29 protein-coding genes are annotated in these 24,355 nt (G+C 33.1%); 8 read left to right on the forward strand and 21 right to left on the reverse strand.

Annotated elements, in window-relative coordinates:
- Positions 1-60: 60 nt before the first annotated feature.
- The 5 genes from DPN68_RS11355 to DPN68_RS11375 form a co-directional block, all read right to left on the reverse strand.
- Positions 61-1,101, reverse strand: coding sequence for an ATP-grasp domain-containing protein (locus DPN68_RS11355; protein WP_113989766.1), 1,041 nt, complete (start codon positions 1,099-1,101; stop codon positions 61-63).
- Positions 1,098-1,775, reverse strand: coding sequence for an NRDE family protein (locus tag DPN68_RS11360; RefSeq protein WP_113989767.1), 678 nt, complete (start codon positions 1,773-1,775; stop codon positions 1,098-1,100). The genes DPN68_RS11355 and DPN68_RS11360 overlap by 4 nt, the downstream gene beginning before the upstream one ends.
- Complete coding sequence (locus DPN68_RS11365) at positions 1,763-2,254, reverse strand: DinB family protein (RefSeq protein WP_113989768.1); 492 nt, start codon at positions 2,252-2,254, stop codon at positions 1,763-1,765. The genes DPN68_RS11360 and DPN68_RS11365 overlap by 13 nt, the downstream gene beginning before the upstream one ends.
- Before the next feature lie 65 nt (positions 2,255-2,319).
- A complete protein-coding gene (gene msrB, locus DPN68_RS11370) occupies positions 2,320-2,796 on the reverse strand; it encodes a peptide-methionine (R)-S-oxide reductase MsrB (RefSeq protein ID WP_113989769.1) in 477 nt (158 codons plus the stop codon).
- 72 nt (positions 2,797-2,868) lie between these two features.
- A complete protein-coding gene (locus DPN68_RS11375) occupies positions 2,869-3,312 on the reverse strand; it encodes a DUF4268 domain-containing protein (protein ID WP_113989770.1) in 444 nt (147 codons plus the stop codon).
- A 69-nt stretch (positions 3,313-3,381) separates the two neighbouring features.
- Here DPN68_RS11375 and DPN68_RS11380 point away from each other — a divergent pair, with 69 nt between their 5' ends.
- Complete coding sequence (locus DPN68_RS11380) at positions 3,382-4,023, forward strand: NUDIX hydrolase (protein ID WP_113989771.1); 642 nt, start codon at positions 3,382-3,384, stop codon at positions 4,021-4,023.
- Between the two features lie 79 nt (positions 4,024-4,102).
- Positions 4,103-4,906, forward strand: coding sequence for a lysophospholipid acyltransferase family protein (locus DPN68_RS11385; RefSeq protein WP_113989772.1), 804 nt, complete (start codon positions 4,103-4,105; stop codon positions 4,904-4,906).
- 44 nt (positions 4,907-4,950) lie between these two features.
- On the opposite strand, the gene DPN68_RS11390 is transcribed toward DPN68_RS11385, so the two are convergent.
- Genes DPN68_RS11390 through DPN68_RS11400 form a run of 3 tightly spaced genes read right to left on the reverse strand, consistent with a single transcriptional unit; the run spans position 4,951 to position 6,948 of the window.
- The gene (locus DPN68_RS11390) at positions 4,951-5,805 is read right to left on the reverse strand and encodes a TraB/GumN family protein (protein WP_113989773.1); all 855 of its coding nucleotides are present in this window, start codon (positions 5,803-5,805) and stop codon (positions 4,951-4,953) included.
- Between the two features lie 2 nt (positions 5,806-5,807).
- Complete coding sequence (locus tag DPN68_RS11395; RefSeq protein WP_113989774.1) at positions 5,808-6,449, reverse strand: ABC transporter ATP-binding protein; 642 nt, start codon at positions 6,447-6,449, stop codon at positions 5,808-5,810.
- 4 nt (positions 6,450-6,453) lie between these two features.
- Positions 6,454-6,948 carry an RNA polymerase sigma factor gene (locus tag DPN68_RS11400; protein ID WP_113989775.1) on the reverse strand — a complete coding sequence of 165 codons (495 nt, stop codon included), beginning with the start codon at positions 6,946-6,948 and terminating at the stop codon, positions 6,454-6,456.
- 418 nt (positions 6,949-7,366) lie between these two features.
- On the opposite strand from DPN68_RS11400, the gene DPN68_RS11405 reads away from it, so the two are divergent.
- Positions 7,367-8,671: an NAD(P)/FAD-dependent oxidoreductase gene (locus DPN68_RS11405; RefSeq protein ID WP_113989776.1), complete on the forward strand. Its 1,305-nt coding sequence runs from the start codon at positions 7,367-7,369 to the stop codon at positions 8,669-8,671.
- Between the two features lie 63 nt (positions 8,672-8,734).
- Here DPN68_RS11405 and DPN68_RS11410 read toward each other — a convergent pair whose 3' ends face one another.
- Complete coding sequence (locus DPN68_RS11410; RefSeq protein WP_164496746.1) at positions 8,735-9,805, reverse strand: DUF3810 domain-containing protein; 1,071 nt, start codon at positions 9,803-9,805, stop codon at positions 8,735-8,737.
- A 102-nt stretch (positions 9,806-9,907) separates the two neighbouring features.
- On the opposite strand from DPN68_RS11410, the gene DPN68_RS11415 reads away from it, so the two are divergent.
- On the forward strand, positions 9,908-11,374 hold the full coding sequence (locus DPN68_RS11415) for an aminoacyl-histidine dipeptidase (protein ID WP_113989777.1): 1,467 nt from the start codon (positions 9,908-9,910) through the stop codon (positions 11,372-11,374).
- A 139-nt stretch (positions 11,375-11,513) separates the two neighbouring features.
- Here the strand turns inward: DPN68_RS11415 and DPN68_RS11420 are convergent, their stop codons facing one another.
- The 7 genes from DPN68_RS11420 to DPN68_RS11450 form a co-directional block, all read right to left on the reverse strand.
- A complete protein-coding gene (locus DPN68_RS11420) occupies positions 11,514-12,272 on the reverse strand; it encodes a hypothetical protein (RefSeq protein WP_113989778.1) in 759 nt (252 codons plus the stop codon).
- A gap of 144 nt (positions 12,273-12,416) precedes the next feature.
- Entirely contained in the window at positions 12,417-13,385 is a 969-nt protein-coding gene (locus DPN68_RS11425; protein WP_113989779.1) for a hypothetical protein, read from the reverse strand.
- 168 nt (positions 13,386-13,553) lie between these two features.
- Positions 13,554-13,943 carry a hypothetical protein gene (locus DPN68_RS11430; RefSeq protein ID WP_133256599.1) on the reverse strand — a complete coding sequence of 130 codons (390 nt, stop codon included), beginning with the start codon at positions 13,941-13,943 and terminating at the stop codon, positions 13,554-13,556.
- A gap of 13 nt (positions 13,944-13,956) precedes the next feature.
- Positions 13,957-14,457, reverse strand: coding sequence for a hypothetical protein (locus DPN68_RS11435; protein ID WP_113989781.1), 501 nt, complete (start codon positions 14,455-14,457; stop codon positions 13,957-13,959).
- A gap of 198 nt (positions 14,458-14,655) precedes the next feature.
- Positions 14,656-15,003, reverse strand: coding sequence for a DUF6686 family protein (locus DPN68_RS11440; RefSeq protein ID WP_162298417.1), 348 nt, complete (start codon positions 15,001-15,003; stop codon positions 14,656-14,658).
- A 4-nt stretch (positions 15,004-15,007) separates the two neighbouring features.
- Positions 15,008-16,180 carry a PepSY-associated TM helix domain-containing protein gene (locus DPN68_RS11445; RefSeq protein ID WP_113989782.1) on the reverse strand — a complete coding sequence of 391 codons (1,173 nt, stop codon included), beginning with the start codon at positions 16,178-16,180 and terminating at the stop codon, positions 15,008-15,010.
- 53 nt (positions 16,181-16,233) lie between these two features.
- Positions 16,234-18,375, reverse strand: a complete 2,142-nt coding sequence (locus DPN68_RS11450; RefSeq protein ID WP_113989783.1) for a TonB-dependent siderophore receptor — start codon at positions 18,373-18,375, stop codon at positions 16,234-16,236.
- 198 nt (positions 18,376-18,573) lie between these two features.
- On the opposite strand from DPN68_RS11450, the gene prfA reads away from it, so the two are divergent.
- A complete protein-coding gene (gene prfA / locus DPN68_RS11455; protein ID WP_113989784.1) occupies positions 18,574-19,647 on the forward strand; it encodes a peptide chain release factor 1 in 1,074 nt (357 codons plus the stop codon).
- 88 nt (positions 19,648-19,735) lie between these two features.
- Here the strand turns inward: prfA and DPN68_RS11460 are convergent, their stop codons facing one another.
- The 5 genes from DPN68_RS11460 to DPN68_RS11480 are packed head-to-tail and all read right to left on the reverse strand — an operon-like array spanning position 19,736 to position 21,565.
- Positions 19,736-20,386: a hypothetical protein gene (locus DPN68_RS11460; RefSeq protein ID WP_113989785.1), complete on the reverse strand. Its 651-nt coding sequence runs from the start codon at positions 20,384-20,386 to the stop codon at positions 19,736-19,738.
- Between the two features lie 10 nt (positions 20,387-20,396).
- Positions 20,397-20,726 carry a hypothetical protein gene (locus tag DPN68_RS11465; RefSeq protein ID WP_113989786.1) on the reverse strand — a complete coding sequence of 110 codons (330 nt, stop codon included), beginning with the start codon at positions 20,724-20,726 and terminating at the stop codon, positions 20,397-20,399.
- A 17-nt stretch (positions 20,727-20,743) separates the two neighbouring features.
- Entirely contained in the window at positions 20,744-21,115 is a 372-nt protein-coding gene (locus tag DPN68_RS11470; protein WP_113989787.1) for a hypothetical protein, read from the reverse strand.
- A gap of 9 nt (positions 21,116-21,124) precedes the next feature.
- On the reverse strand, positions 21,125-21,394 hold the full coding sequence (locus DPN68_RS11475; RefSeq protein WP_113989788.1) for a YtxH domain-containing protein: 270 nt from the start codon (positions 21,392-21,394) through the stop codon (positions 21,125-21,127).
- An 18-nt stretch (positions 21,395-21,412) separates the two neighbouring features.
- Positions 21,413-21,565 (reverse strand): lmo0937 family membrane protein, encoded by a 153-nt coding sequence (locus tag DPN68_RS11480; protein ID WP_113989789.1) that lies wholly within the window; start codon positions 21,563-21,565, stop codon positions 21,413-21,415.
- 211 nt (positions 21,566-21,776) lie between these two features.
- Between DPN68_RS11480 and pyrF the strand changes: the two genes are divergently transcribed.
- The 3 genes from pyrF (at position 21,777) to DPN68_RS11495 (ending at position 24,351) form a co-directional block, all read left to right on the forward strand.
- Positions 21,777-22,592 carry an orotidine-5'-phosphate decarboxylase gene (pyrF, locus tag DPN68_RS11485; protein ID WP_113989790.1) on the forward strand — a complete coding sequence of 272 codons (816 nt, stop codon included), beginning with the start codon at positions 21,777-21,779 and terminating at the stop codon, positions 22,590-22,592.
- A 132-nt stretch (positions 22,593-22,724) separates the two neighbouring features.
- Positions 22,725-23,531 carry a DUF2490 domain-containing protein gene (locus DPN68_RS11490; RefSeq protein WP_157958508.1) on the forward strand — a complete coding sequence of 269 codons (807 nt, stop codon included), beginning with the start codon at positions 22,725-22,727 and terminating at the stop codon, positions 23,529-23,531.
- Positions 23,532-23,541: 10 nt separating this feature from the next.
- Complete coding sequence (locus DPN68_RS11495) at positions 23,542-24,351, forward strand: MORN repeat-containing protein (RefSeq protein WP_113989792.1); 810 nt, start codon at positions 23,542-23,544, stop codon at positions 24,349-24,351.
- The last annotated feature ends 4 nt before the right edge of the window (positions 24,352-24,355 follow it).

The raw sequence follows: 24,355 nt of genomic DNA on the forward strand, positions 1-24,355 counted from the left end.
AAATTTAAAATTTGAAAAGTACAGAAGTTGCTTGAAAATAAATTAGGAATTTATTCACATTTATTTTGATAACAGATTAACATGCTCAAAATGCTTTTTAAACTCTTTCTTACCAATGGAATACGCAATTGGTTTTTTCCCTTTCTTTTCTTCAAATTTGGCAATTTTATAGAGACAATTGTAATGACGTATTAATTCTTTCCAACCAAAAAATAGCGAATGTTTGGGGTCGTACATGTGTGTTGGTTCGCTTATTACGCCATTGATTTCTATGATTTTGAAGTGTTTGCCATTTTCTAAATCGGAAAAATTATCGAACATAATATCCATTCTACCGTAGTTAAAACCTTTTATTTGATTACAAATGGAATTAAAAGTTGTCGTTAGTTCGTCCGAAATTAAATGACTTTCATCAATGAATTTTGCGCCTCTACAATGATTCCCAAAAGGAACTAAAGTCACTTTTTCATTTTCAACTGGAATGCTATTTAAATTAATTTTTGGATTTTTAGCCAAGGTTTCCAATTGAAAGGCAAATCGCGGATTTTTTAATAACAACTCTTGAATTGTATTTTTTCCGTTTCCAATAACCGTTAAAAACTCTTTAGAAACAATTCCTGTGATTTTTCCCTGATTTTCATTGGGTAATTTAACATAAAACAAGCCAATTTCATTGGAATAAGGAACTAATTCTTGAACTAAAAAGGAATATGAAATCGAAGATAAAGTGTTTTTTAATTCTTGCTCTGTTTCAATTTTTTTTACAGCTGTTCCTCGAAGTCCAACATCAGGTTTTACAATAATTGGAAACGAAATTTCTTCTTTTTGAATGGATTTTAAAATGGTTTCAAATGCCGTGTTTGGCTGAAATAATAAGGTTTTTGGATAATATTCTTTGGGAATGGTATCGTAAATTTCTTTTTTGGAAGTAGTAAAAAATCCACCGTTTGAAAACCCAGTATTGGCTAAACTAAAAAAGAATAAAGAACGCATTCGCAATGCATAATAGCCATATTGAAAATACACTGGCAAGTATACGATTTGATACGGCCAATATTCCCAATGTGTGATTTTATGCCAAAGTAATTTCGTTTTTCTCATGATTCTAGTAAATCCAAATAATGCATTTCAATGGCATTGGGTTGCCAAATACATTGTGTTATGCTCACGGTTTTCAAGATGTTATTTCGGTTGATTTGCAAACCATAATCGGAATTCGTTGCTTGTTCAAATTGATGAAAATGAAGCAGTTCATCAGCTGAAATATCTTTTTTTTCTTGAATAAATTGAGAAAACCAATTGGCGCGTTCTGCTCGAATTTCTGGTTCGTATAAAGTGGCTGAAGACCAAATATGCGGTTCTTCTTTATTGAATTCTTTTGTTGTTTTTTCTACGGAATTCCATTGCCATTGAACTAAAATTTCACCATCAAAATATACGATTGTAAAAGGTTCTATATTTTCTAAATCAATGTTTTTCCATTCCTCGATTGGGTTATCACTTCCAATTAAATCCAATAGAATTAATCCTCTACTTTTTCTGTAATTTCCTGTTGAAATGTGTTTTTCATTGGCACCATTTAACAAAATCAAAATTGCTTGTTCATCATGAGCAACCCAAGTGCCGCCAGCAGCTGTGTCTTTCGGGAAAGTAATTGTTTTACCGTTAATCTCGTATTTTTTTGGAGGAGTCGCTTTGCTACGAGACACTTTTTCATCCCGATTGGATGTTAAACAATACCCGTTTTTAGTTCCAATGAAAGTTAACGTACACATTGTGATTCTCTGTAAACAATTGTAGATTGTGCAACGCCAAAATTCTCAGGAATTTCAAAGGATTGCAATTGCAATAAAGCGACTTTAATTAACGCTTGATGATGAATGCTATGTTCTAAGTTGTATAAAAGTTCGCGTTCGTAATTGGTTTCAATTTCCAATGTAATTTCGGTTGTTCCTTGTTGTAATACCAATGATTTATTGGGTTTTTCAATAGTAGCAAGAAGTTTTTCAATTTGCTCAATAGCGAAGGTGCGGTGGGTTTCAATAGTTTTGTTTCTTGCTCGTTTGTCGTAATTTACAATGCCAATTTCATAGGAATGAATCAACGATTGATACATTTCAATAATGTGTCGCGTGTGCTCACCAATGGTTGCATTGCTAAGCATTGGAAAAGGTTGTGTATAACTGAAATCATCTAGCCGTTGTAAGACTTCGATGATTTCAGTAAAGTTATTTTTTATTTTGTTTTGGAGCATGAAAAATACAAATCTAAATCTTCATGCAAATTAGGAAAAATTTCATCCCAAAGTACAAAATCGATTTATTTTTTTGGATTGGCAGGAATAAATTTGATAGAAACCGAGTTGGTACAATAGCGTTTCCCAGTAGTTTCTCGTGGTCCATCATCAAAAACGTGACCCAAATGTCCACCACAACTAGCACACATAACTTCAGTACGAACCATTCCAAAACTCAAATCGTCTTTGTAAATCACGGAGCCTTTAATGGCTTTGTCAAATGATGGCCAACCGCAATGCGAATCAAATTTGGTATCCGATACAAATAATTCGGCTTCACAACCGGCGCAAACGTATTTTCCTTTTTCAAAATGATCCCAATATTCGCCCGTGTAAGCTCTTTCGGTGCCTTTTTTTCTCAGAATTTCAAATTCTACTGGCGAGAGTTGGGCTTTCCATTCTTGTTCGGTTTTGTTGACTTTTAAATTCATTTTTTCTTTGGTTTGAGATTGACAAGCTTGTAGTGTGAATACAAAAGCAAGTAATAAAAAATTTTTCATAACATTTTGTTTTATGAATCTTAAAAGTACGTTTTTGTATTGGTAACAACTGTTAATGAATTGACAAAACTATTACGTGTTTATTTCCAAATCACTTAAATAGTCTTGGTATTCATAGAAAAAGCGTTCAAAAGCATCCATTTGCTCGGCAAAAAAATCGAAAACCGTTTCCCAAGTTGCACGATTATTTACACTTACTTGTTCCAATGTAACCCAAATGCGACTCACAATTTTGCCGTTTTCTAAATGGTAATTTCTTTCAAAAACGGCTTCAGGTAAATAGTCTTCCAATACAATCGACTTTAAAGATTCCATTTTTTCATAATAGATTATACGTTTTTCTTCATCTTTTGGTTCAATTTCGAGTAGCACTTCTGCTTTTTTATTGTCGATATAAAATTTGAAAGTAAAATCTTTTATTTTGGTATCATACAAAAGCCATTTCCTAGGATAGGTCTCGGCAAATGCAATCCAAAATTCTTTTTTAATACGCTGAGCTTCTTCTTTACTATACATTTTAGTTGTTATTTTTTTATTTTATTTCAAAAAAATGATTTAACTTAGGAAGTTGAAAAGTCTATTACCATGTTATTTCACGATTTTATAAAATATGTTCCAAAAATAGAAAAAGAAAAGTTGCTAGCCACAGATGCTCATGCAAAAATGGCTCCATTGGAACGAATTTCTTATTTGAAAGAAGAACATTATCAAGATAAAAACCCAAGACAAGCTGCAGTTTTGATGCTTTTATATCCCAAAAATAAGGTTACGCATTTGGCTTTGATTGTGAGAAACTCATATCCAGGTGTTCATTCTTCGCAAATTGGCTTTCCTGGCGGAAAAGTAGAGGAGGAGGACATTGATTTAGCAGCAACAGCATTGCGAGAAACTCACGAAGAAGTAGGAGTCTCTTCAGAAAAAGTTGAAATAATCAAACCGTTCAGTCAAATTTACATTCCACCAAGTAATTTTTTGGTAGCACCTTTTATGGGAATTTCGGAACATGAATTAACTTTCATTCCTGATTTGGATGAAGTAAAACGAGTTTTGGAGTTTCCATTGCATACACTTTTGGATGAAAAAACCATTACCAATGTAAAAATGACAACTTCTTATGCTGTAGATATTGAAGTTCCCGCTTTTATGGTTGAAAAATACGTGGTTTGGGGCGCAACAGCTATGATGATGAGTGAACTGAAAGAAGCTATCAAAAGCGGCATTCGTTAGAAAATTATCTTTTGTAGATTAACGCTTTGAAAAAGTATTGATTTTAGTACATTTGCAAACTTGTTTAAAAAAGAAAAAAATGGGGTTATTTAAAAGAAATCCTTTTGGTCATATATTGTTTTTGAAGAAATGGTTAATTAGAATTGCGGGCGCATTTACCCATAAGCGTTACCGTGGTTTTAATAAATTAAAAATTGAAGGTTCTGAAATCATAAGAGATTTACCAGATACCAATGTTTTATTTATTTCCAATCATCAAACGTATTTTGCAGATGTTGTGGCTATGTTTCACGTGCTTAATGCTAGTTTGAAAGGAAGAGAAAATAATATTAAAAATGTGGGTTATTTGTGGCAACCTAAGCTGAATATGTATTATGTGGCTGCCAAAGAAACCATGACTGAAGGGTTATTGCCAAAAATTTTAGCGTACGCTGGCGCTATTACTGTAGAACGAACTTGGCGAGCTAAAGGTGAAGATGTGAAACGCGATGTAAATCCGAACGACACTGAAAATATAAAAGTTGCTTTAGAAGACGGTTGGGTAATTACGTTTCCGCAAGGAACTACGCGTTCTTTTAAGCCTGTAAGAAAAGGAACGGCTCATATTATCATGCAACACAAACCTATTGTGGTACCCATTGTAATTGATGGTTTCCGTCGTTCTTTTGATAGAAAAGGATTGCGAATTAAGAAAAAAGGCATTTTGCAGTCGTTTGTGATTAAAGAACCTTTGCAAATTGACTACGAAAATGATACGATTGAACAAATTGTAGAAAAAATAGAGTATGCGATTGAGCAACATCCATCATTTTTAAAAGTAATTCCAGCTGAAGTTTTGGAAGAAAAATTAAAAGAAGACAAAGAACGCATGTGGCGTTACTAAACAAAAAAGGCTGATTTTTTACGAATCAGCCTTTTGTTTTACTGTTATTTTACAGCTTCTACTGTATAGCCCTGCTTACGTAATAGTTTGATTACTCCGTCCTCGCCAGCTAAATGAGCTGCTCCTACACCAAAAAAGGTTGGTGTGCTTTTTATTACTTTTTCAATTACTGGAATCCAATTTCTATTACGGTTTACCAATAAAACATCTTTATTATCAGCAGAAATTGTATTGTCTGATTCGTCCATAACTACTAGCATTTTTTCAATGTCTTTGGTTTTGTAGACGTCCATGATTTTCTTCATTTCTTCTTTTTCTTTAGACAAATCACTTTTAGCTGTTTTCAATAATTCATTTACTTGATCTTGGTAAGGAATTTTATCAAAAACTTGTAATTGGTCTCCAATGGTTTCTAAACCGTAAACCTCTTCGTTTTGCGCTTTGGTTACTTTCATCAATTCCATTTCTACCGATTGAAATTCACAATCTAGTAATTTTGGAAGTAACATAGAATTCAACATGAATGGCTTAAAAGTATTAATCATTTTAGCCGACATACCAATGTTTTTCTGTAAAAATTCATCTATAACTACAAATTCTTCTTCACTTACCAAACTTGAAATAGTTACGCCATTCTTCATGGTCATACCTTGCATCATTTGCATTTGTAGCATCGGATCGTCCATGTCTATTTCTAGATACAATTGTTTGGTTTCTTCCAAAGCTTTTAATGTTGCAGCATCTAAAGTAGCATCACAAGTAGCGTGAATGGTTCCGAATAAATAGGAAGGTTGTGTTAAACCATTTCCTGATATTTTCCAAAGCAAGGCTTTTTCAAGCGGTTGCGCTTGGTTGAAAATACTAAATAAACCAAAAACTAAAAATAAAATTTTCTTCATAATTAAAAATCGATTTTTGATAATTCGTTATAATTTTTTTGTAATCTACGCATTAAAATACCATACAGTAATTTGTAAAATAGCCAAATAACTCCAACAAAAACGGTAATTATTACAGCGTAAATCATTATAATGAGTAAAATAAACAAATTAGAATCCATACTTTCGGAAACTTTATCTATCATGTTTCTAATGTTTGGATCGTACAAAAATTGGAAAATAAATACTAAAACAAATCCAAATACAGCCATTCCAATATTATATCCGACATAATATTTTACTGTTTTTCTGGTTTTTAGAATATTTTGCATCAATGCCTTTACGCTTTCTGTAGTATTAATTGCTTTGTAGTTTTTATAAAACAAATAAATAAACACTAGAATCACGGCATAATTTACAAAAGTGATTACCGGCATGATTGTATTCAAATGATACATTTCTAAGGTTTTGAAATACTCATCATCGGAAGTAAAGAAGGTAATGCTGCTCCAAAGCAGAATTTCTAAAATACTGATTATTAAAATCCACTTCACTATCGAAGACGATGTCTTGTGAAGCATGCCATAAATTTCTTTCTCGCTTACCTGATTAAAAGAATTTTCTTTTTTCTTCCAATCGCGTTTTAATATTTCTAATTCATCCATTGTTTTACGGATTTAAAATCTTTTTTAATTTACCTTTTACTCTATTCATCTTCACTCTTGCATTCACTTCGCTAATTCCTAAGGTTGCAGAAATTTCGGTGTAATCTTTATCTTCTAAGTATAAAAAAACCAATGCTTTTTCAATATCGTTTAGTTCACTAACAGCGCCATACAATAATTTCAATTGCTCTTCTTCTTCATAGTTGTAATCATCTTCTTTAACTTTATGAAACGAACTATCAAACTCAATGGTGTCAATAGTTTTTTTCTTCTTTCTGTAAAGTGTAATGGCTGTATTCAAGCCCACGCGATAAGCCCAAGTAGTAAATTTGGAATCGCCTCTAAAATTGGGATACGCTTTCCATAGTTGGATTGTAATTTCTTGAAACAAGTCTTTATGCGAATCCTCGTCCGTAGTGTAAAGCCTACAGATTTTGTGAATGATATTTTGATTTTCTTTAAGTAACCCAACAAATTGGGCTTCATCCGATGTTCGCATGCTAATAAGTAGTACAAATGTTAAAATTGTTACAAGGATAAGGAAAAATTAATTTCAAAATTCAAGTTCAAGTTCAAGTTCAAAAATCAAGGTTAATTGTTGTAGCACAAAGTTCCACGAAGTTCTTCACAAAGTTCCACAAAAAAACTGTTATTATCCCCGTTCGAAAACTTGAAACCTGAAACTAAAAATTATCAAAAGTTTTTTAATAAGCATTTGATTTCCTTTTAAAGTTCAAAAGATTTTAAAGATTTCTAAATTTTTTAAATCTGTGTTCCAAAAAAATCCGTTGCCATTCGCGTTTCGAAGAATCCGTGTCATCCGCGTTCCAACTTCTGAAAATCTTAAAATCCGAAAATCCAATTTTACATTTACTTTAACATCTTAATTACTACATTTGTAAAACAATTTTTCAAATATGAATATTCCTCGTTGTAGTTTTCCTAGAATTGTTATTATTGGTGGTGGTTTTGCTGGAATTTCCTTAGCCAAAAAACTTAGAAATAAAAACGTTCAAGTGGTTTTGTTAGACAAACACAATTACCATAATTTTCAACCTTTGATGTACCAAGTAGCAACTGGCGGTCTAGAACCCGATTCTATTGCTTACCCAATTAGAAAAGTGGTGCAAGAATACCGCGATTTCTATTTTCGTTTGGCAGAAGTGAAAGAAATTGATGCCAAAAACAATACGATTATTGCTGATATTGGTGAACTCAAATACGATTATCTAGTCATTGCAACAGGTTCAAAAACGAATTACTTTGGCAACAAAGAAATTGAAGCGAATAGCATGGCAATGAAAACCATTCCACAATCGTTGAACATTCGCAGTTTGATTTTGGAGAATTTCGAACAAGCTTTGTTAACCAATGACATCAACGAGCGTCACAGTTTGATGAATTTTGTGATTGTTGGTGCTGGGCCAACAGGCGTTGAGTTAGCTGGAGCTTTAGCTGAAATGAAAAGAGCTATTCTTCCCAAAGATTATCCAGATTTGGATTTACGCAAAATGGAAATCAATTTGGTACAAAGTGGCGATCGCGTTTTAGATGCCATGAGTGAAAATGCATCAGAAAAAGCAGAAAAATTTCTATTGGATTTAGGGGTTAGCATTTGGAAAAATGTGCGTGTAATGAGTTATGATGGGAAAATGGTTACCACAGATTCCGATTTAAGTTTTGATGCGGCAACAGTGATTTGGACGGCTGGCGTTCAAGGCGCAATGCCTCACGGATTAAAAGCCGATAGTTTGGTGGCACGTGTCAATAGAATTAAAGTCAATGCGTTTAATCAAGTGGAAGGTTATGAGAACATTTTTGCTATTGGCGATATTGCTTCCATGACTTCAGAGGACTATCCTCACGGACATCCCATGATGGCACAACCCGCTATGCAGCAAGGAAGATTATTGGCTGAAAACATGATTCGTTTGATACAGAAAAAACAACCTAAAAACTTCGTTTACAAAGATAAAGGTTCCATGGCAACCATTGGAAGAAATAAAGCAGTTGTTGATTTACCAAAATACAAATTCAGCGGTGTTTTTGCTTGGTTTGTATGGATGTTTGTACATTTATTCTCTCTAATTGGATTCAAAAATAAAGCCGTTGTTTTCTTAAACTGGGTTTACAATTACATCCGATTCGACAGAGAAGCACGATTAATTATTCGTCCGTTTAAGAAGAAAAATCAAGTGAGTTTTACGAGTGACGAGGTTTAAGTCTTAGAAAGGGAAAAGTTACAAGGGATTAGAGAAGAGTTAATGCTTGATGTAAACTATTTTCTATTCCCTAATCCCTAATCCCTTATCTTCATACCCAATCGCCAAACCTACAAACTTACTATAGCCTTCCATGCCGTCTTTTTGTTGGTTTGCTTTTAGGAAATTATCGTAGAAAAATTCAAAAAACGTGTTAATTGGCGTTTGATATTGGTTCCAAAAAATATCGTTTTCTTCGAAGTTCTTCAAAACGCCTTTGTTGATTTTGGCTAGAAAAGGATTGGAGCTGTTTTCTTCAATTTTTTCCAAATTTCGTAAGCCATATCGTAAGGCAAAACTATAGGCCGAATACTGAAAATACAAATCGTCATTTTTAGCAGCGGCAATAAATCCGATGAAATTGCATTCACTTTCACTACCAATTCCGGTTTGATGCGCCATTTCGTGACAAGTGGTTAAGGGTGAAGTGTATTTGGGCTTTAAATAATTGACTTGGGCTTCATTGGTAAACGGATTCAAATAACCACCAAAACCCATATAACTCAACGGATAACTGAACAACGACTTTTTAATGCTTTTTACTTCGTAATGAAATTCTTTTAAATCGTTGGGTAATTTTTTATAACCTTCTAAAGCCAAGTTGTAAATTTCTTCATCCGAATACGGAATCACAACGGCAACGGAATCATTTTTGGTAATTTGCAATTGCAATTCGTTGGTTTTTACAATCATTTTTTCTACAAATGCCTCCAATTGTGCTACGGAATATTCCTTTTCAATTTGCAATTTTTCATGCAAGGGAATACGATAATAATTCATCCCCCAAAGCAAATGAAAGAAAAAGTAAAACACCGAAACCCAACTCAAAATTGCCAATCCGTTAGCTTTCCATTCTTTAAAAAACCCGATTCGGTGCTTCCAAATCCATCGGAATAAAAGTAAAATCAGAATAAAATAAATCACATCGCCAAAAGAAAACGGCAAGTTTCCAAAGATTTTTCTTGATACAAAACCCACTTTTGGATAAAAGCCTTTGCTGTACCAATTTTCTACAAAATCAGGAAACAAACCAATCGTTTTCACTACGATGATTTGGATAAGTAAAAATAAGGGAAGGACAAATTTTCTTTTCATGAGTAGTTTTCAAAAATGTAAATATAATCACAAATCAATTTGTAAAGAAATTAAACTTTGTAACTTTGTTAACTCAAACTTTAAACCTGAAACAAAAAAATAATGAGCCAAGAAATTAGAAATCTAGAGCCAAAAGCACTTTGGAATAAATTTGCCGATTTAAATGCAGTACCAAGACCATCAAAAAAAGAAGAGCGCGTAATTGCTTTCATGATGGATTTTGGACAAAAATTAGGATTGCCAAGCATTAAAGATGAAGTTGGTAACGTAATTATCAAAAAACCGGCGACACCAGGAATGGAAAACCGCAAAACCATTGTGATGCAATCGCATTTGGATATGGTACACCAAAAAAATAACGATACCAATTTCGATTTCGATACACAAGGAATTGAAATGTATGTGGATGGCGACTGGGTTCGTGCAAAAGGAACTACGCTTGGTGCAGATAACGGCTTAGGAGTAGCTACAATCATGGCAATTTTAGAAAGTACTGATATTCCGCATCCTGCAATTGAAGCTTTGTTTACGATTGACGAAGAAACTGGGATGACAGGAGCCATGGGCTTACAAGGCGGCATGCTTGATGGAGAAATATTATTGAATTTAGATACGGAAGAAGACGATGAAATCGATATCGGTTGTGCGGGTGGAGTAGACGTTACAGCTGTTGCAGAATACGATGAAGAACCCACTCCAGAAGGTTCTATTGGTTATACTATTACGGTGAAAGGCTTAAAAGGCGGACATTCAGGAATGGATATTCACAAAGGTTTGGGGAATGCGAATAAAATCATGAACCGTTTGTTGTATACGGGTTATGAGGATTTTGGTTTACAAATTGCTACTATAAACGGTGGGAGTTTACGCAATGCTATTCCAAGAGAAAGCGTGGCAGAAGTTGTCATTGCTCCGATTTACGATGAAGCTTTTGTGTTTGATATGATGCAAATTGCCAATGAAATCAAAGCGGAATTCAAAACTACAGAACCCAATTTAGAAATTACAATAGAGAAATCTGCTACTTTACCAAAAATGGTGATGCCTTCAATGGCGCAATTTTACTTGGTGAGAGCGATTTATACCGCACACAACGGCGTTTATAGAATGAGCGCTGATTTTGCTGATTTGGTAGAAACTTCTAATAATATTGCGAAAGTAACTGTTGGTGGTGGAAATCTTACCATCCAATGTTTAACGCGTTCTTCGGTGGAAACTGCTAAGTTTGATTTGGCAAATGCATTGCGTTCAGCATTTGAATTAATGGGTTGCGAAGTGACTTTTTCAGGAAGTTATCCTGGTTGGACACCTAATCCCAATTCAGAAATTTTAGACGTGTTAACCGCTATTTACGAAAAACAAAACGGTTCAAAACCTAATGTTGTTGCTTGTCACGCTGGATTAGAATGTGGAATTTTAGGAACCAATTACCCAAAAATGGACATGATTTCTTTTGGACCAACGATTCACGGTGCTCACAGTCCAGATGAAAGAGCAAGTATTTCTTCTGCTCAAAAATATTGGAAATTTGTTTTGGAAATTTTACAAAATATTCCGGTTAAGAAGTAAGAAGATAGAAAATAGATTTTAGAAAAAATCCCGAGATAACTCGGGATTTTTTCTAAAATCTATTTTCTTCATTGCTTGTGCTTTGCTTTGTGTTTACGATTGTGACGTGCTCGAATTAGATTGGATCCTGCCTGTCGTATCAATAAGCAATCGCATTAACAATATCTAAACCGATTGAATTAACATTTTTATACTTCGTAACTTTTAATTCAAAGTTTTTCGTTGAATGTGGAGAAAAAACTTCATAAATGGTATAATTCTCACTTCCCAAAACCGTCTTTGTCTTGGAATAATAAGTTACTTTAATAACTGCGTCTTTGTAAATTGCAACTGTTGCTGAATTTTTAATTCGTCCTTGAATTTTAATTTTGTTTCCCCAGAAGTTTTCATTGTATGTTCCATTTGCTGACAAAAATTTTTTCGGTTGTGAACGCTCTATTTCTTCTACTGTCATAACTTTCTCTTGATAGGAACTGCCCGAATTATAACCGCTACTGTTATGATTTGTGTTATTGATAAAAATCAGTCCACCTATTATTACTATAATCACAATGATTATAATTAAAATTGTCTTACCAATACTGCTTTTCTTTTTTGCTGGCTGTGTCTGCGGAGTTGCTTGTTTGGATTCAGTTGTTGTGTGCTGTTGCGAAGTTGTCGGAATAGTTGAAGAAACAAAGCGATTTGCAATTTCTTGTAAACGCTCTGCTATCAAAGCGTCCCGCTCATCATCTTGCAACTCTTCAAGTTTGAGAAGAATCTTTCCGTTGGAAAGTTTAACCGCATAATCAAAATTGTCTGTAATTGCAAAGATTTGATATGTGCCAATATCTGGGTTAAAAATTCTTACTTTCTGAAGTAGAAATTTTATTTCGTTTTCTCCGTAGTTTGCTTGCATAGTTATGTTTTTTTAATTATTGTCTGTTGTAAAATTGTTCATTGTTATTTTTGTTTGTCTTGCTACGTCATTGTTCACGAAGTACGATCTTTTATGCTTACTACTAACGTTTTACAAAACATCAGTTTGCAGTATTTTGTCTTGTCATTTGTCGTCAATTTTTGCACCACGAGTGTAACCACTTTTTTTATAGTTGTCAATAAATATAATTTTTGCTTCTCTTAGTCCAGGACCAAAATGCTGAACTCTAAAATGACCTGAAACACCAAACTCACCTGTCCGAATAAGTTTTGTAAAATAAGTTATGTCTATAATTTCTATGTTGTTCTTAGTTTCGTTGAGAAATTTTTCATCATTCAATTTTAAACGTCTCGATTGTCCAGTGTCAACACCGTGGATAATATGTGTTTCTGCTTCTGTAAAGTTGTAGAAAAGTATGAATGACATAACGTAATCGTGAATCTTTCCATACCAAGCCCTGCCTTCTTGGTCGCTATATTCCCAACCATAAATTTCGTCATTACTGATTAAATGAAATTGGTCTGTCCCTTGCGTAACTTTATTACAGTCAATTGGGATAATAATTAATGTTCTACTTTCTTCGTCCCATTCGTCTTCACCGCCCTGTAAGTCTTGGATTAATCTGTCCCAGTCTGCACCAGCAGGTGGTTTTTCACCAGCCTTAATTTTTTGTTGAAGGTTTTCAAGTTGGCTTTTATTTGAAATTCTCTCGTGGTTGTTAGCAGATAACCAACTGTAAAGAATTGCATTTATGGGATAATCTTTAGGGTCAGCACCTACGTAGTTGTGAATATTTGAAAAGTCAGGTAAAATTGTTTCGGGAAGTAAAAGGAGTCCTGTTGCTTTGGGTGAATTAGATAATAGTGATTTTGCTTTTACAAAATTATTTGTGTCTGCAATTTTTTGGTGTATTGTTGAGGATATGTAATTTATCTGCAAAGGTTTGCCAAAGAAAAAATTGAAACTTCGTTTAATGTCTGAAATTCCTTTTTCGTCATAACCCGAATTGTCAAGCATATCGAAAATTTTATTTGTCAGTTTGTTGTTTTCGATACAACCTAAAATCGGAAATTTTCTTTCGTCAATTTTCATATTATTCGAGTCGTTTTAAAATTACTGTTAACGTTCCCGTGCTTTGCGTCAGTTGTGAACTTCAGAACTGATTATTCTCTTTTAAATTATAAATTTCTTGCGAAATGTGAGCGTGAATTCACCACAAAATTCGCAATTGCACCAAACGTTTGTTGGTGATAGTTTTTATTAAAATATACTATTCTCGTAGTTCTGTAAATCAGTTCCAATTTTTTCAATTATACTTTCTTGATGCGTATTGTTTGGAAATTTCCAATTTAATTTATGATTTCCCATAACACCAAGATTGGAAATCCAATCTATTTCTACGAAATTAAAGTTTTCAGTTATTAAAAACTTAGTTATACTTGAAGGATAAATACAGCTAATTTCAATATGATCTCTTGTTGTTTTTGTTATACGAGCTTTTGGATCACTTGTTAACCATTCTATTAATAAAGAATACTTTCTTTTCATTCCACCAAAATTGTCAACTTGGGTTTCAAGCATTTTATCTCTGTCTTTTAAAAAGTAATAAATTATAACTCCAATTATTGTAATTATTATTATCCAAGTCATTGTTTGTTAATTTTTAAATTAAACTTTTTAATTCTGTTAATAGTTTGTTTATATGGAAATTATATACCGCATTAAAAGAATCTACTAAATGAAAATCATCAGGATTATCTTCAGCTTTCAAATGTCCAATAAATCCTTCCTGTAAAGGATATTTAAATAATCTAATAAATAAACTATTTGGGAATTCACCATTTTCTTTAAAATTATCTAATTCTTCCATATAAGAAATATATCTATCTCGGAATATTGGGATAAACTGAGAAGGCTCATAATTTCTTCCAGAAATTTCATTTACAAAACGCAAACAGTAGAGTTGATGTTTTAAGATATTTTCGTCAGACATAGTTATCAGATTTTCTTCATTGATAAATAGCCAAGAATAAAAGAAATTAAAAATACAAATTTCTGCAAGTCCATCAGGTTTTAAATCATCATTATAAAATTTAACAAATGGAGATTGATTATCCTTGCAAATTTTCGCAATACTTAAAATTATTTGATCTGATATTTTCATTGTTATTGATTTCGTCTTTTAGGGCAAAATTGCCACCAACGGTTTATATGCGAAACTTTCTGACAAGTTTTATACCATTTTGGCAAGATTGGCAAAAGTTTCGAGTGTTTTTATTTTACTTTTTATAAACAAAATCAAATATAAAAAAATATTTACAATTTCAAACACAAAAAAAGCCCACCTAAGTGAGCTCTCTTATCAATTCCAACAGATGCCATTTTTTAAATCGTGATAACTTAGCATTTCATTAGAACTTTCGGTGCTTAAAAGTAAAAGTAATTCATATAACTCCAATCGAGTAATGAGAATAATGAAATTGCTTTGCAAGGTTGGAATTGGGATTTTCTTTTTATAAATCGAGTGTTGGTATTCCTTTTCCCAATAGTCGATATCAATGCGTTTTAAATAATTTGTAAAAGCAATTAATTCTTCCTCGGTTAAGCTAAAGTTGAGGTTGTTCAAGGTTAATTGGTAATTGCCACAACCTTTCAAGAAAATTAGCATGCCGTTTTGAGTTTGTTTTAAAATGGAATAATTGCAACACATACTTTTATTTTTTATTTCGTTTTCCCCACCAAATTAAAAATCCAGTAACTGGTAATGAAGCACAAACTAAACTAATAATCAGCGCTAAAATCTTGCTCCAAATTCCGAAAATAGCACCAATGTGAATATCGTAATTCGCAGCGACTGCTTTTTCGCCCAAGTTTTTGTCGTGATGCGAATGTTGGTGCAACAATTCTCCCGAATTTTCATCAAAAATCAAACTGTGATTCACATGGTAGGAGTAGGAGAGTTGCTTTACAAACACATCATAATTCGGGTGTTCGTGGTCGTCTAAATGTTCGTAACCAAAATCCAAACTGTATTGAAATGCATCAGGATATAATGCTTCAACTTTTTTCCCAATTTTATCCAAAGTGTGCTCGTTACGCATTTCAATTGGCGCTTTCGTTTGAATGTGCGAAAAATCAGGATAAGTAGTATTTCCACCCGAAAATACTACGTATAAAATCACTTGAATGAAATAAAACGCATAAAACAATCCGGTAAAAGCAACTACAAAAGCTAAAGAAGCTACGTAAAATCCTAAAATGTTATGCAAATCGTAGTTTTTTCGTTTCCAACTTTTTACGTTTTTCCAATTGAATGCAAAGCGTTGTTTTCTGGCGTTTTTATTTTTGGGCCACCACAAAATAATTCCTGAAATCAGCATGAACAAGAAAATCAATGTTGGAATGCCACACACATAAGTTCCCCATTCGGTATTCAACATAAAGCTGAAGTGAATGGATTTGATGATGTTGAAAAAGTCTAATGTTTCATCATAAACACCTCGAATTTCACCCGTAAACGGATTCACATACACCGATTTGTAAACCACATATTCTTCGTAGAAATTCCAACCATCTGGATTTCTTTCGTAGTAATAAAAAATGTAGCTTCGGCTTTTGTCAATCGGAACGGTTACCCAGTGAATCGGATATTTTTCATTGGTATGAGCATTCACTTTTTGCTCTAAAACTTTCAATGAAAGCGGTTCTTTGGAAGAAATGTTCTCTTCGTAATGATGAATAGCGTCTTTTCGAAGGTAATTGGTGATTTCTGCCTGAAAAACATAAATAGCGCCAGTAATCGAAATCAAAAAAACGATTAAACCCGTTGATAAACCGAGCCAAAGATGCAACTTGCGAATACTTTTTTTAAAACTAAAGTTGTTCATAGAGAAAAGGTGAAAACTCCCCAAATAGATGAGGAGTTTAGTTAACTAACACATTAAAATTTATAGGTAATTCCTGCAATTAAACTTCTTAATTGTTGTGGTGTCACAGTTGACCAACCCGAATAATATTTTTCATTCAACATATTATTCAATTTCAAAGAAACATTGAATTTAGCATCATCATAAGAAAGTACAGAGTTTAAAATCGTATACGCTGGTAATTCAAAAGTTCCTGTATTGGCTCTGTTTAACGTTTTGTATTCGCTAGCGTAGTTGCCACCAAAACCAATTCCGAAACCTTTTAATTGTCCTTCCGTTACGGTGTAATTTGCCCAAAAGTTCACTAAAGTTTCCGGACCTGCTTCTTCTGGACGTAATCCTAAGTAACCTTCGCCAGGCGTTTCTTTGGTAACTTCTGCTTTGTTGTGGCTAATTCCAGTAATAATGTTTAATCCTTTAATCGGACTTGCTACGATGCTCAGTTCAACACCTTTGCTTTCTACTTCACCACCTTGAATAGCGTTGTTGATGTTGTTTGGATCAGTAATTATGCGGTCTTTCACTCGGATGTCATAATAGCTCAACGAAGCAGAAATAATGTCTTTGTACAAGCTTGTTTTCAAACCAAATTCATATTGATTGGCTTGTTCTGGATCAAATTCTTTAATTCTTGGATTGCTACCGTCCAAATCAGCAACTGTTCTTGGAGCTACATTTTGAAAACCATTCATATAGTTACCAAAAACCGAAACTTTGTTTTCAATAATTTGATATACCGCACCAAATTTTGGCGATAAAGCTACTTGACCTTTGGTTTCTTCAGCGTCCCATTGCGAAGCTTTTCCATCAAAATAATCCAAACGTAAACTCGCCATTACGGATAATTTGTTGGTAATATTCAATACATCAGAAACATAAACACTCATGATTTCTTGAGTAGCTTCAGTATTTCCAGCAAAATTTCCGGTTAAAAGAGCATCAGTTCCAGCTTGTGTTAAAATTCCAGTGTCAGTTCCATTTACTAGTGAAACAACACCATTTGCAACCCAACCTGAACCGCCATTAATTAATCTTGAATTGTAATAATCTACACCAACAACCATTCGATTTCTTAGGTTTCCAATTTTGAAATCACCAATAAAATTTTGTTGGATATCTGTCGTGTAGAATGTTCCATTGGCTTTTGAAATAAATCTTGTGAATTCATCACCATTGGCCGAATCCCATAAATAGTGGTAGTAACCGTTTGTTCGTGTTGAACTTTTTGATAAAACGGTTTGTGATGTCCAATTATTTGAAAGTTTATAGAGCGCTTGCATTTGCATATTAAAACTGCTATTTTCCATAGTCAAATCATTAGAAGTAAATGAGTTTTTGTAATTTCTATCAAATAACTCCATTGAATCAAATGAAAGTGGAGAGAAACGACTCAAGAAAATCATACTTTGTCTAGCAGATGTATTTTTGTAAAATTCGGTATTTACTAAAAACGTTAGTTTGTCGTTTACTTCATACTTCACTGAAGGCGCAATAAAAAAGGCATTTGAAAACCCAGCATCTTGAAACGATTCTTCATTGGTATAAGCCGAGTTCACACGAACTGCCATTTTATCATTTACAGGAAGATTGATATCAGCTGTAACACGATTACTTCCGTATGTTCCGTTGTTGTAACTAATTTCTCCACCAAAGTTTTGATATGGTTTTTTGGTTACCACATTAATTAATCCTCCATAGGAAATAACACTACTTCCAAATAAGGTTCCTGATGGTCCTTTGATGACCTCGATATTGTCAATATTGATTGGGTCAATAGTGGTGTTGGTTAAAGAAGGTAAACCATTTGTCATGGTAGGTTGAACAGAAAATCCTCTCATGGAGTAATATTCAGCGCCATCACCATTTCTTCCTGTTGATTCCCATAATCTTGCTACTCCAGTTGCGTTTTTCAAGGCATCATTGAAATTGGTAACCACTTGTTCTTTCAACAAATTAGCAGGAATGGAGTTGTACACTTGCGGATTTTCAATGTCTTTCAAAGGCATTTTGGCAACCGTTTCGCTGCTTTCTTTTTTGTACTTGTTTTCATGTAAACCTTCAACAATCACTTCTTTTAATTGTTTAATGGTATCTTTTTTTTCTTGAGCATAAGAAAAAGTAGTAAGTAAACTTAAAGTAAATACTATTTTATACATTTTATTTAGATTTAATTAAAATAACGAAGCAAAAATATTAAGTCGAAATTAATCTACAAAATTTATTTAGACTTATTTTAAATAATATTTGTAAGAAGTTGATTTTCAATTGCAAACTTTTATACCGAAGTTTCGAAACTTAAATTTTAAAACTTTAAACTAAAATTGTAACTTTGCACTCCAAAATAAATAACAGTTATGTTAGATAGATTACAATATGTAAAACAACGTTTTGACGAAATTTCAGATTTGATTATTCAGCCTGATGTGATTGCTGATCAGAAGCGTTATGTACAACTAAATAAAGAATACAAAGACCTTAAAGGTTTGGTAGAAAAACGTGAAGAATATATCGTTCTTGACGGAAATATAAAAGAAGCTCAAGAAATTATTGCGGACGGTTCTGATGCTGAAATGGTAGAAATGGCCAAAATGCAATTAGAAGAAGCCAAAGAGCGTTTGCCACAATTGGAAGAGGAAATCAAATTCATGTTGATTCCTAAAGATCCAGAAGATGCGAAAAACGTAATGGTGGAAATCCGTGCGGGTACTGGTGGTGATGAAGCTTCTATTTTTGCAGGTGATTTATTCCGTATGTATACCAAATATTGTGAAGCTCGCGGTTGGAGAACTTCTGTAGTAGACGTAAGTGAAGGAACTTCAGGTGGTTTCAAAGAAATTATTTTTGAAGTAACCGGAGAAGATGTATATGGTACATTAAAATTTGAAGCAGGCGTTCACCGTGTACAACGTGTGCCTCAAACGGAAACACAAGGTCGTGTGCATACTTCAGCTGCTACGGTAATGGTTTTACCAGAAGCAGAAGAGTTTGATGTACAAATTGACATGAACGATGTTCGTGTAGACTTTTTCTGTTCGTCTGGTCCTGGTGGTCAGTCGGTAAATACTACGAAGTCTGCGGTTCGTTTAACGCACATTCCTACAGGTTTAGTAGCGCAATGTCAGGATCAAAAATCGCAACATAAAAATAAAGATAAAGCATTGGAAGTATTGCGTTCGCGTTTGTACGAAAAAGAATTAGCAATTAAACAAGCGGAAGATGCAACGAAACGTTCTTCGCAAGTAAGTTCTGGTGACCGTTCGGCAAAAATTAGAACCTATAACTATTCGCAAGGTCGTGTAACCGATCATAGAATTGGTTTAGACGTTTTTGATATGGATGGTGTAATGAACGGTAAAATTCAAAAGTTTGTTGACGAACTTCAAATGGTGAACAATATGGAAAAACTAAAAGAGAACGAAGTTTTCTAATAGCCGCCAATAAGATTAAATAATAACAAAAAAAACACCAAACTAGCGAACTAGTTTGGTGTTTTTATTTCCAGAAAATGAGTAGTAACTATTCTTTAGCTTCTGCGTTTTCTTTTGATTTTTCTCCTGCTCTGTTTATAGCAAGCATTGGAGCAAATTTAACTTTTATTGAGGCAATTTTCATGTTGTCAGAACTAGATAAACCTTCTTTTTCAACGGTATTTTTTCTTGTTCCTAATGCTTCATATAACATTTTTATTTCATCCCAATCTTCTCTTGAGTACGTATCTTTGTTTTCTGTTACTGTTGAGGTAAATTTATCAAAAACACTCAAGATGTTATCTTTATTAACCCAAGTAAAGCTAATGTCATCTCCGATATTATCATTTCCAAATAAAGTAGCTCTAAATTGTGGCTTTTGATTTTTTTCTTGGTGTTCTAGATAATTGGTTCTGTAAAGCTCATATTTTTCATTAGATAGTATAACTTTTTCCTGTAAATCTTCACGGTCTTCAACTGTTACCAATGCATTTTCTGTGGCTAATTTTCTCAATTGATAATCGTTTTCAATATAGTCCCATCTCGATTCTATATCTAATATAGCAATGTTGTTGATAGAGTCTACATAATTTTCATAATCTGCAACTGCTTTTTCGGCATTGGTTTGGTTTTCATTTTTACATGAAAGTAGTGCAACACCTGATAAAAGCGTGATAACTAAAAATTTTAAATTTTTCATTTTTGATTGTTTATTTGTTAGTGAATTTTGATAATAATTTAGTTACAGCAAATTGAATTCCGTAACCTAAAACTTGTTTGAATGGATTATTTGAATCGCCTACAACTATTTTTTTTGATAAATATCCGCCTAGAACACTAGTTACTGTAGAAAGTAGATTGTCTTTATTAGTGGCTGTATTGTAAAATTCAGAAATGCCATGATGTACAATATTGGTAATGGTAAAAGAATGATGAACCACAAAATATTGCTCCTTCAGTTCTATAAATTCGGTATCGCGTCTAAGTTTTAAAGCAGCAATTTTATTGTCAAGTATATCCGTTTGTTTAAGTGTTTTCATGTTGAAATACTTTAGAATTAATTGGAACTTTTTTCAGAATTAGAACTGCTTTTCAAGAACTTAGAAACGATTAAATTGTCAATTGGAATTTTAATTAGCGTTTTTCTAAAAATAAATACGATAATTCCCAACACAAAATAGAATCCAGAAATAATAAAAAAGCCCATGGCATAATCATTTAGCAATTTCCCGATGTAAAGACTAATACCGATATTGATAAACAAAGTAAACATAGCCACTATAATAGAAATTGAAATCACAACTGATAATGAAGATATTACATCAGAAATCTTGTCAATTGTGTTTAATTGTAGTAATTCAAAACTGGTTTTTGAATACTGTTCTGCTTTTTTGTAAAGTAGCTCTATGTCAGTGGCTAGGTTTTCCATTGTTGTCTTTTATTTTTTAATTTCGTTGGCCACTTTTTCTAATTTCGATTTTCCTTCTTCAATAACATCTTCCGCATTGGAAGTGAAATTGGAATATTGATCTTCAACAGAAGCAATAAAATCAGCAAAACTTCCTTTTAAATTATCTTTTAAATCAGTTCCTTTTTGAGCTATTTTTTTTCTTGTATTGCATCCTTTATCTGGAGCAAATAACACACCCAAAAGGACACCAACAGCTAATCCACCTAACACACCTACAACAACATCAGTATTTTTCATAATTTTATTTTTAATGATTTATATTTCTCTTCCTTTAATTAATCGAAACAATATGGCAATTACCGCAATTACCAATAAAATGTGTATAATTGAACCCGCACTGTAAACGAAAAAGCCAAATGCCCAAAGAATAACCAGCACAACAGCTATAGTGTATAATAAATTTGACATATCTTTATTTTTTTAGTTAATATTTGAATGAATAAGTTTTTTTAACTCGTCTTTTTTACTCTTACAAAGGTGTAACTTACTCAATCAAATTGTGTTACATATAATCGTTTAAAAGTTATATGATTCCCACCTATAAGTAAAAGACTAGCTTTGCGTTTCCAAAACTTTGGATTAACTTTGCCAAGCAACTAACATTAAACAATATATCGTTTTGACAACACAACAACTCCAAGACCAAATTGAAATCAAAAAATCCTTTCTTTGCATTGGTTTAGATGTTGATTTGAATAAAATACCCCAACATTTACTGCAAACGGAAGATCCCATTTTTGAATTCAACAAAGCCATAATCGATGCTACTCACGATTTATGCGTTTCTTTTAAGCCTAATACAGCTTTTTACGAAGCTTATGGTATCAAAGGTTGGCAATCGTTAGAAAAAACCATTAATTATATTAACTCCAACTATCCGGAAATTTTCACCATTGCTGATGCTAAACGCGGAGATATTGGGAACACTTCTTCCATGTATGCCAAAGCTTTTTTAGAAGATTTAAATTTTGACTCCGTTACTGTAGCGCCTTATATGGGAAAAGATTCAGTTGAACCCTTTTTAGCATTTGAGAACAAACACACCATTTTATTAGCCTTAACTTCTAATGAAGGTGCTTTCGATTTCCAAACAAAAAATGTAGATGGAAAAGAAATATACAAAGTAGTTTTGGAAACATCTAAATCTTGGAAAAATTCAGAAAATCTAATGTATGTTGTAGGTGCAACCAAAGCGGAATATTTCACTGAAATCAGAAAAATTGTTCCCAATAGTTTCTTATTAGTTCCTGGCGTTGGCGCACAAGGCGGAAGTTTAGCGGAGGTTTGCAAATACGGAATGAGTGAAAATGTAGGTTTGCTAATCAACTCTTCCAGAGGTATTATTTATGCTTCTAATGGAACTAATTTTGCTGAAAAGGCTAGAGAAGAAGCGTTGAAATTACAACAGGAAATGCAGGCGCTAATGAAGTTATAAAAATGATTTTTTTTCAACCAATCAACTAAAAAATGCTGGAATGTGATTATTTTTTTAGTTTTATTAACACATAAGGCTTTTATTTTTAAATGTAGAACACTATTTTTGCTTTTTAACAAAATTGGAAAGCCATTGAAATTACTATTTAGAACCTTATTTTTTCTCTTTTTATCTCTTCTAAGCAAAGCCCAAGATCAAAAAATTGTTTATCCGCACCAAGTCTTTTGGCATAAAACGGAAATTAATGAGTTTTTTGATGAGAATTGGGGCGTTGGTGCCGATTTGGTTTACCGTAGCAAGAACGAATTGAATTCAGGAGGTATGTTTGATAGTCATTTGCGAACCAGTATCAGACCTTGGATTAATTACCAATTTAATAAAAACTCAAGATTATCTATTTCTCCAATAGGTTATATGTATACCAATGAGTACATTGGAAAAGAAGAAGATTATTTGCGTGAACCTTATTACGAATTACGTACCACTTTTCAGTTTTTTCATCATCAAAAACCAGAAAGCGGAAAATGGATGCACACTTGGCGTTATCGTTATGAATTAAGGTGGCAAGAACAAGCAAATAGCGATGATTATCGTTTTTTGATGCGTTTTCGTCTTCGCTACCGTTTGCGTTATATGATTAATACCAATGACTTTTACGAAAACAATACGTTGTATGCCGCCGTTTCTAATGAAATTGGTTTAAATATTGGTAAAAACGTTACTTACAATACCTTCAATCAAAACCGTTTGTATGTTGGGTTAGGCTATCGATTTTTAGATGTTGCCAGAATAGAATTGCGTTACGTAGATCGTTTCAGAACAAGAGGCTCTACGGGAATTGAATTTGACCACGGCAGAGGCTTAATGATAGGCTTTTATATTGACCAATTAAGTGGTTTATGGAAATCAGACGATCAAGGAGTTCGTTATTCAGATTAAAAAATTGAATATGAAGAAAAATACTGTTATTTTATCAGGAGTTATTTTAGCCTTACTTTTTTTAATTTGGTTTCAAAGCTTCCAATGTAAAAGGGAAAATAAGTTGCAAAATGAAGCTCACCAAAAATTTATTCTTGAAAAACAAAGAACAGATTCGTTATTTACATATTACAAAAACATTCAAAAAGCACAATATTATTTTTTGCATGACCAAGATTCTTTAGCATTGGATTTGTTAAAACCTTACGGAAAAATTTCGGATTCCATTCAGAATCACATCCAACAAATTAAAAGATTTAACAGCTTGAATAGGGTTGTTGAAAATAGCTATAAACCACAGAATAAGAAAGAAACAAATCGAGAAAGCAATACTATTGATGCCGTTTTAGCTGAAAATATCATTGTTAAAAATGAGTTGGCTTTAGTGAAATATGAATTAGACGAACTCAAAACGCCAAAAGCGATGTTGGATTTAGTAAGTTCAAAAGGCGTTAAATTTCAGTATATTGGACAAGTTAAAAACGGAAATGCTAACGGTTTTGGTATTGGTTTTTTTGAAAGTGGTAGTATTTATAAAGGTAACTGGAAAGATAATATGCGTCAAGGAAAAGGTGTTTTTACTTGGAAAGATGGCGAACGCTACGAAGGTAACTATGTTGATGATAGAAGAGAAGGTGAAGGTAGTTATTTTTGGAAAAACGGCGAATATTACCAAGGACAATGGCGCGAAGACAAACGCAATGGCTATGGGAAATTATATAAGAAATCAGGAAAAATTAAAAAAGAAGGTTTTTGGGTAGACGATGAGTTTAAATCCTAGTTTT

This window comes from Flavobacterium tibetense (assembly GCF_003293845.1).
GTDB lineage: Bacteria > Bacteroidota > Bacteroidia > Flavobacteriales > Flavobacteriaceae > Flavobacterium > Flavobacterium tibetense.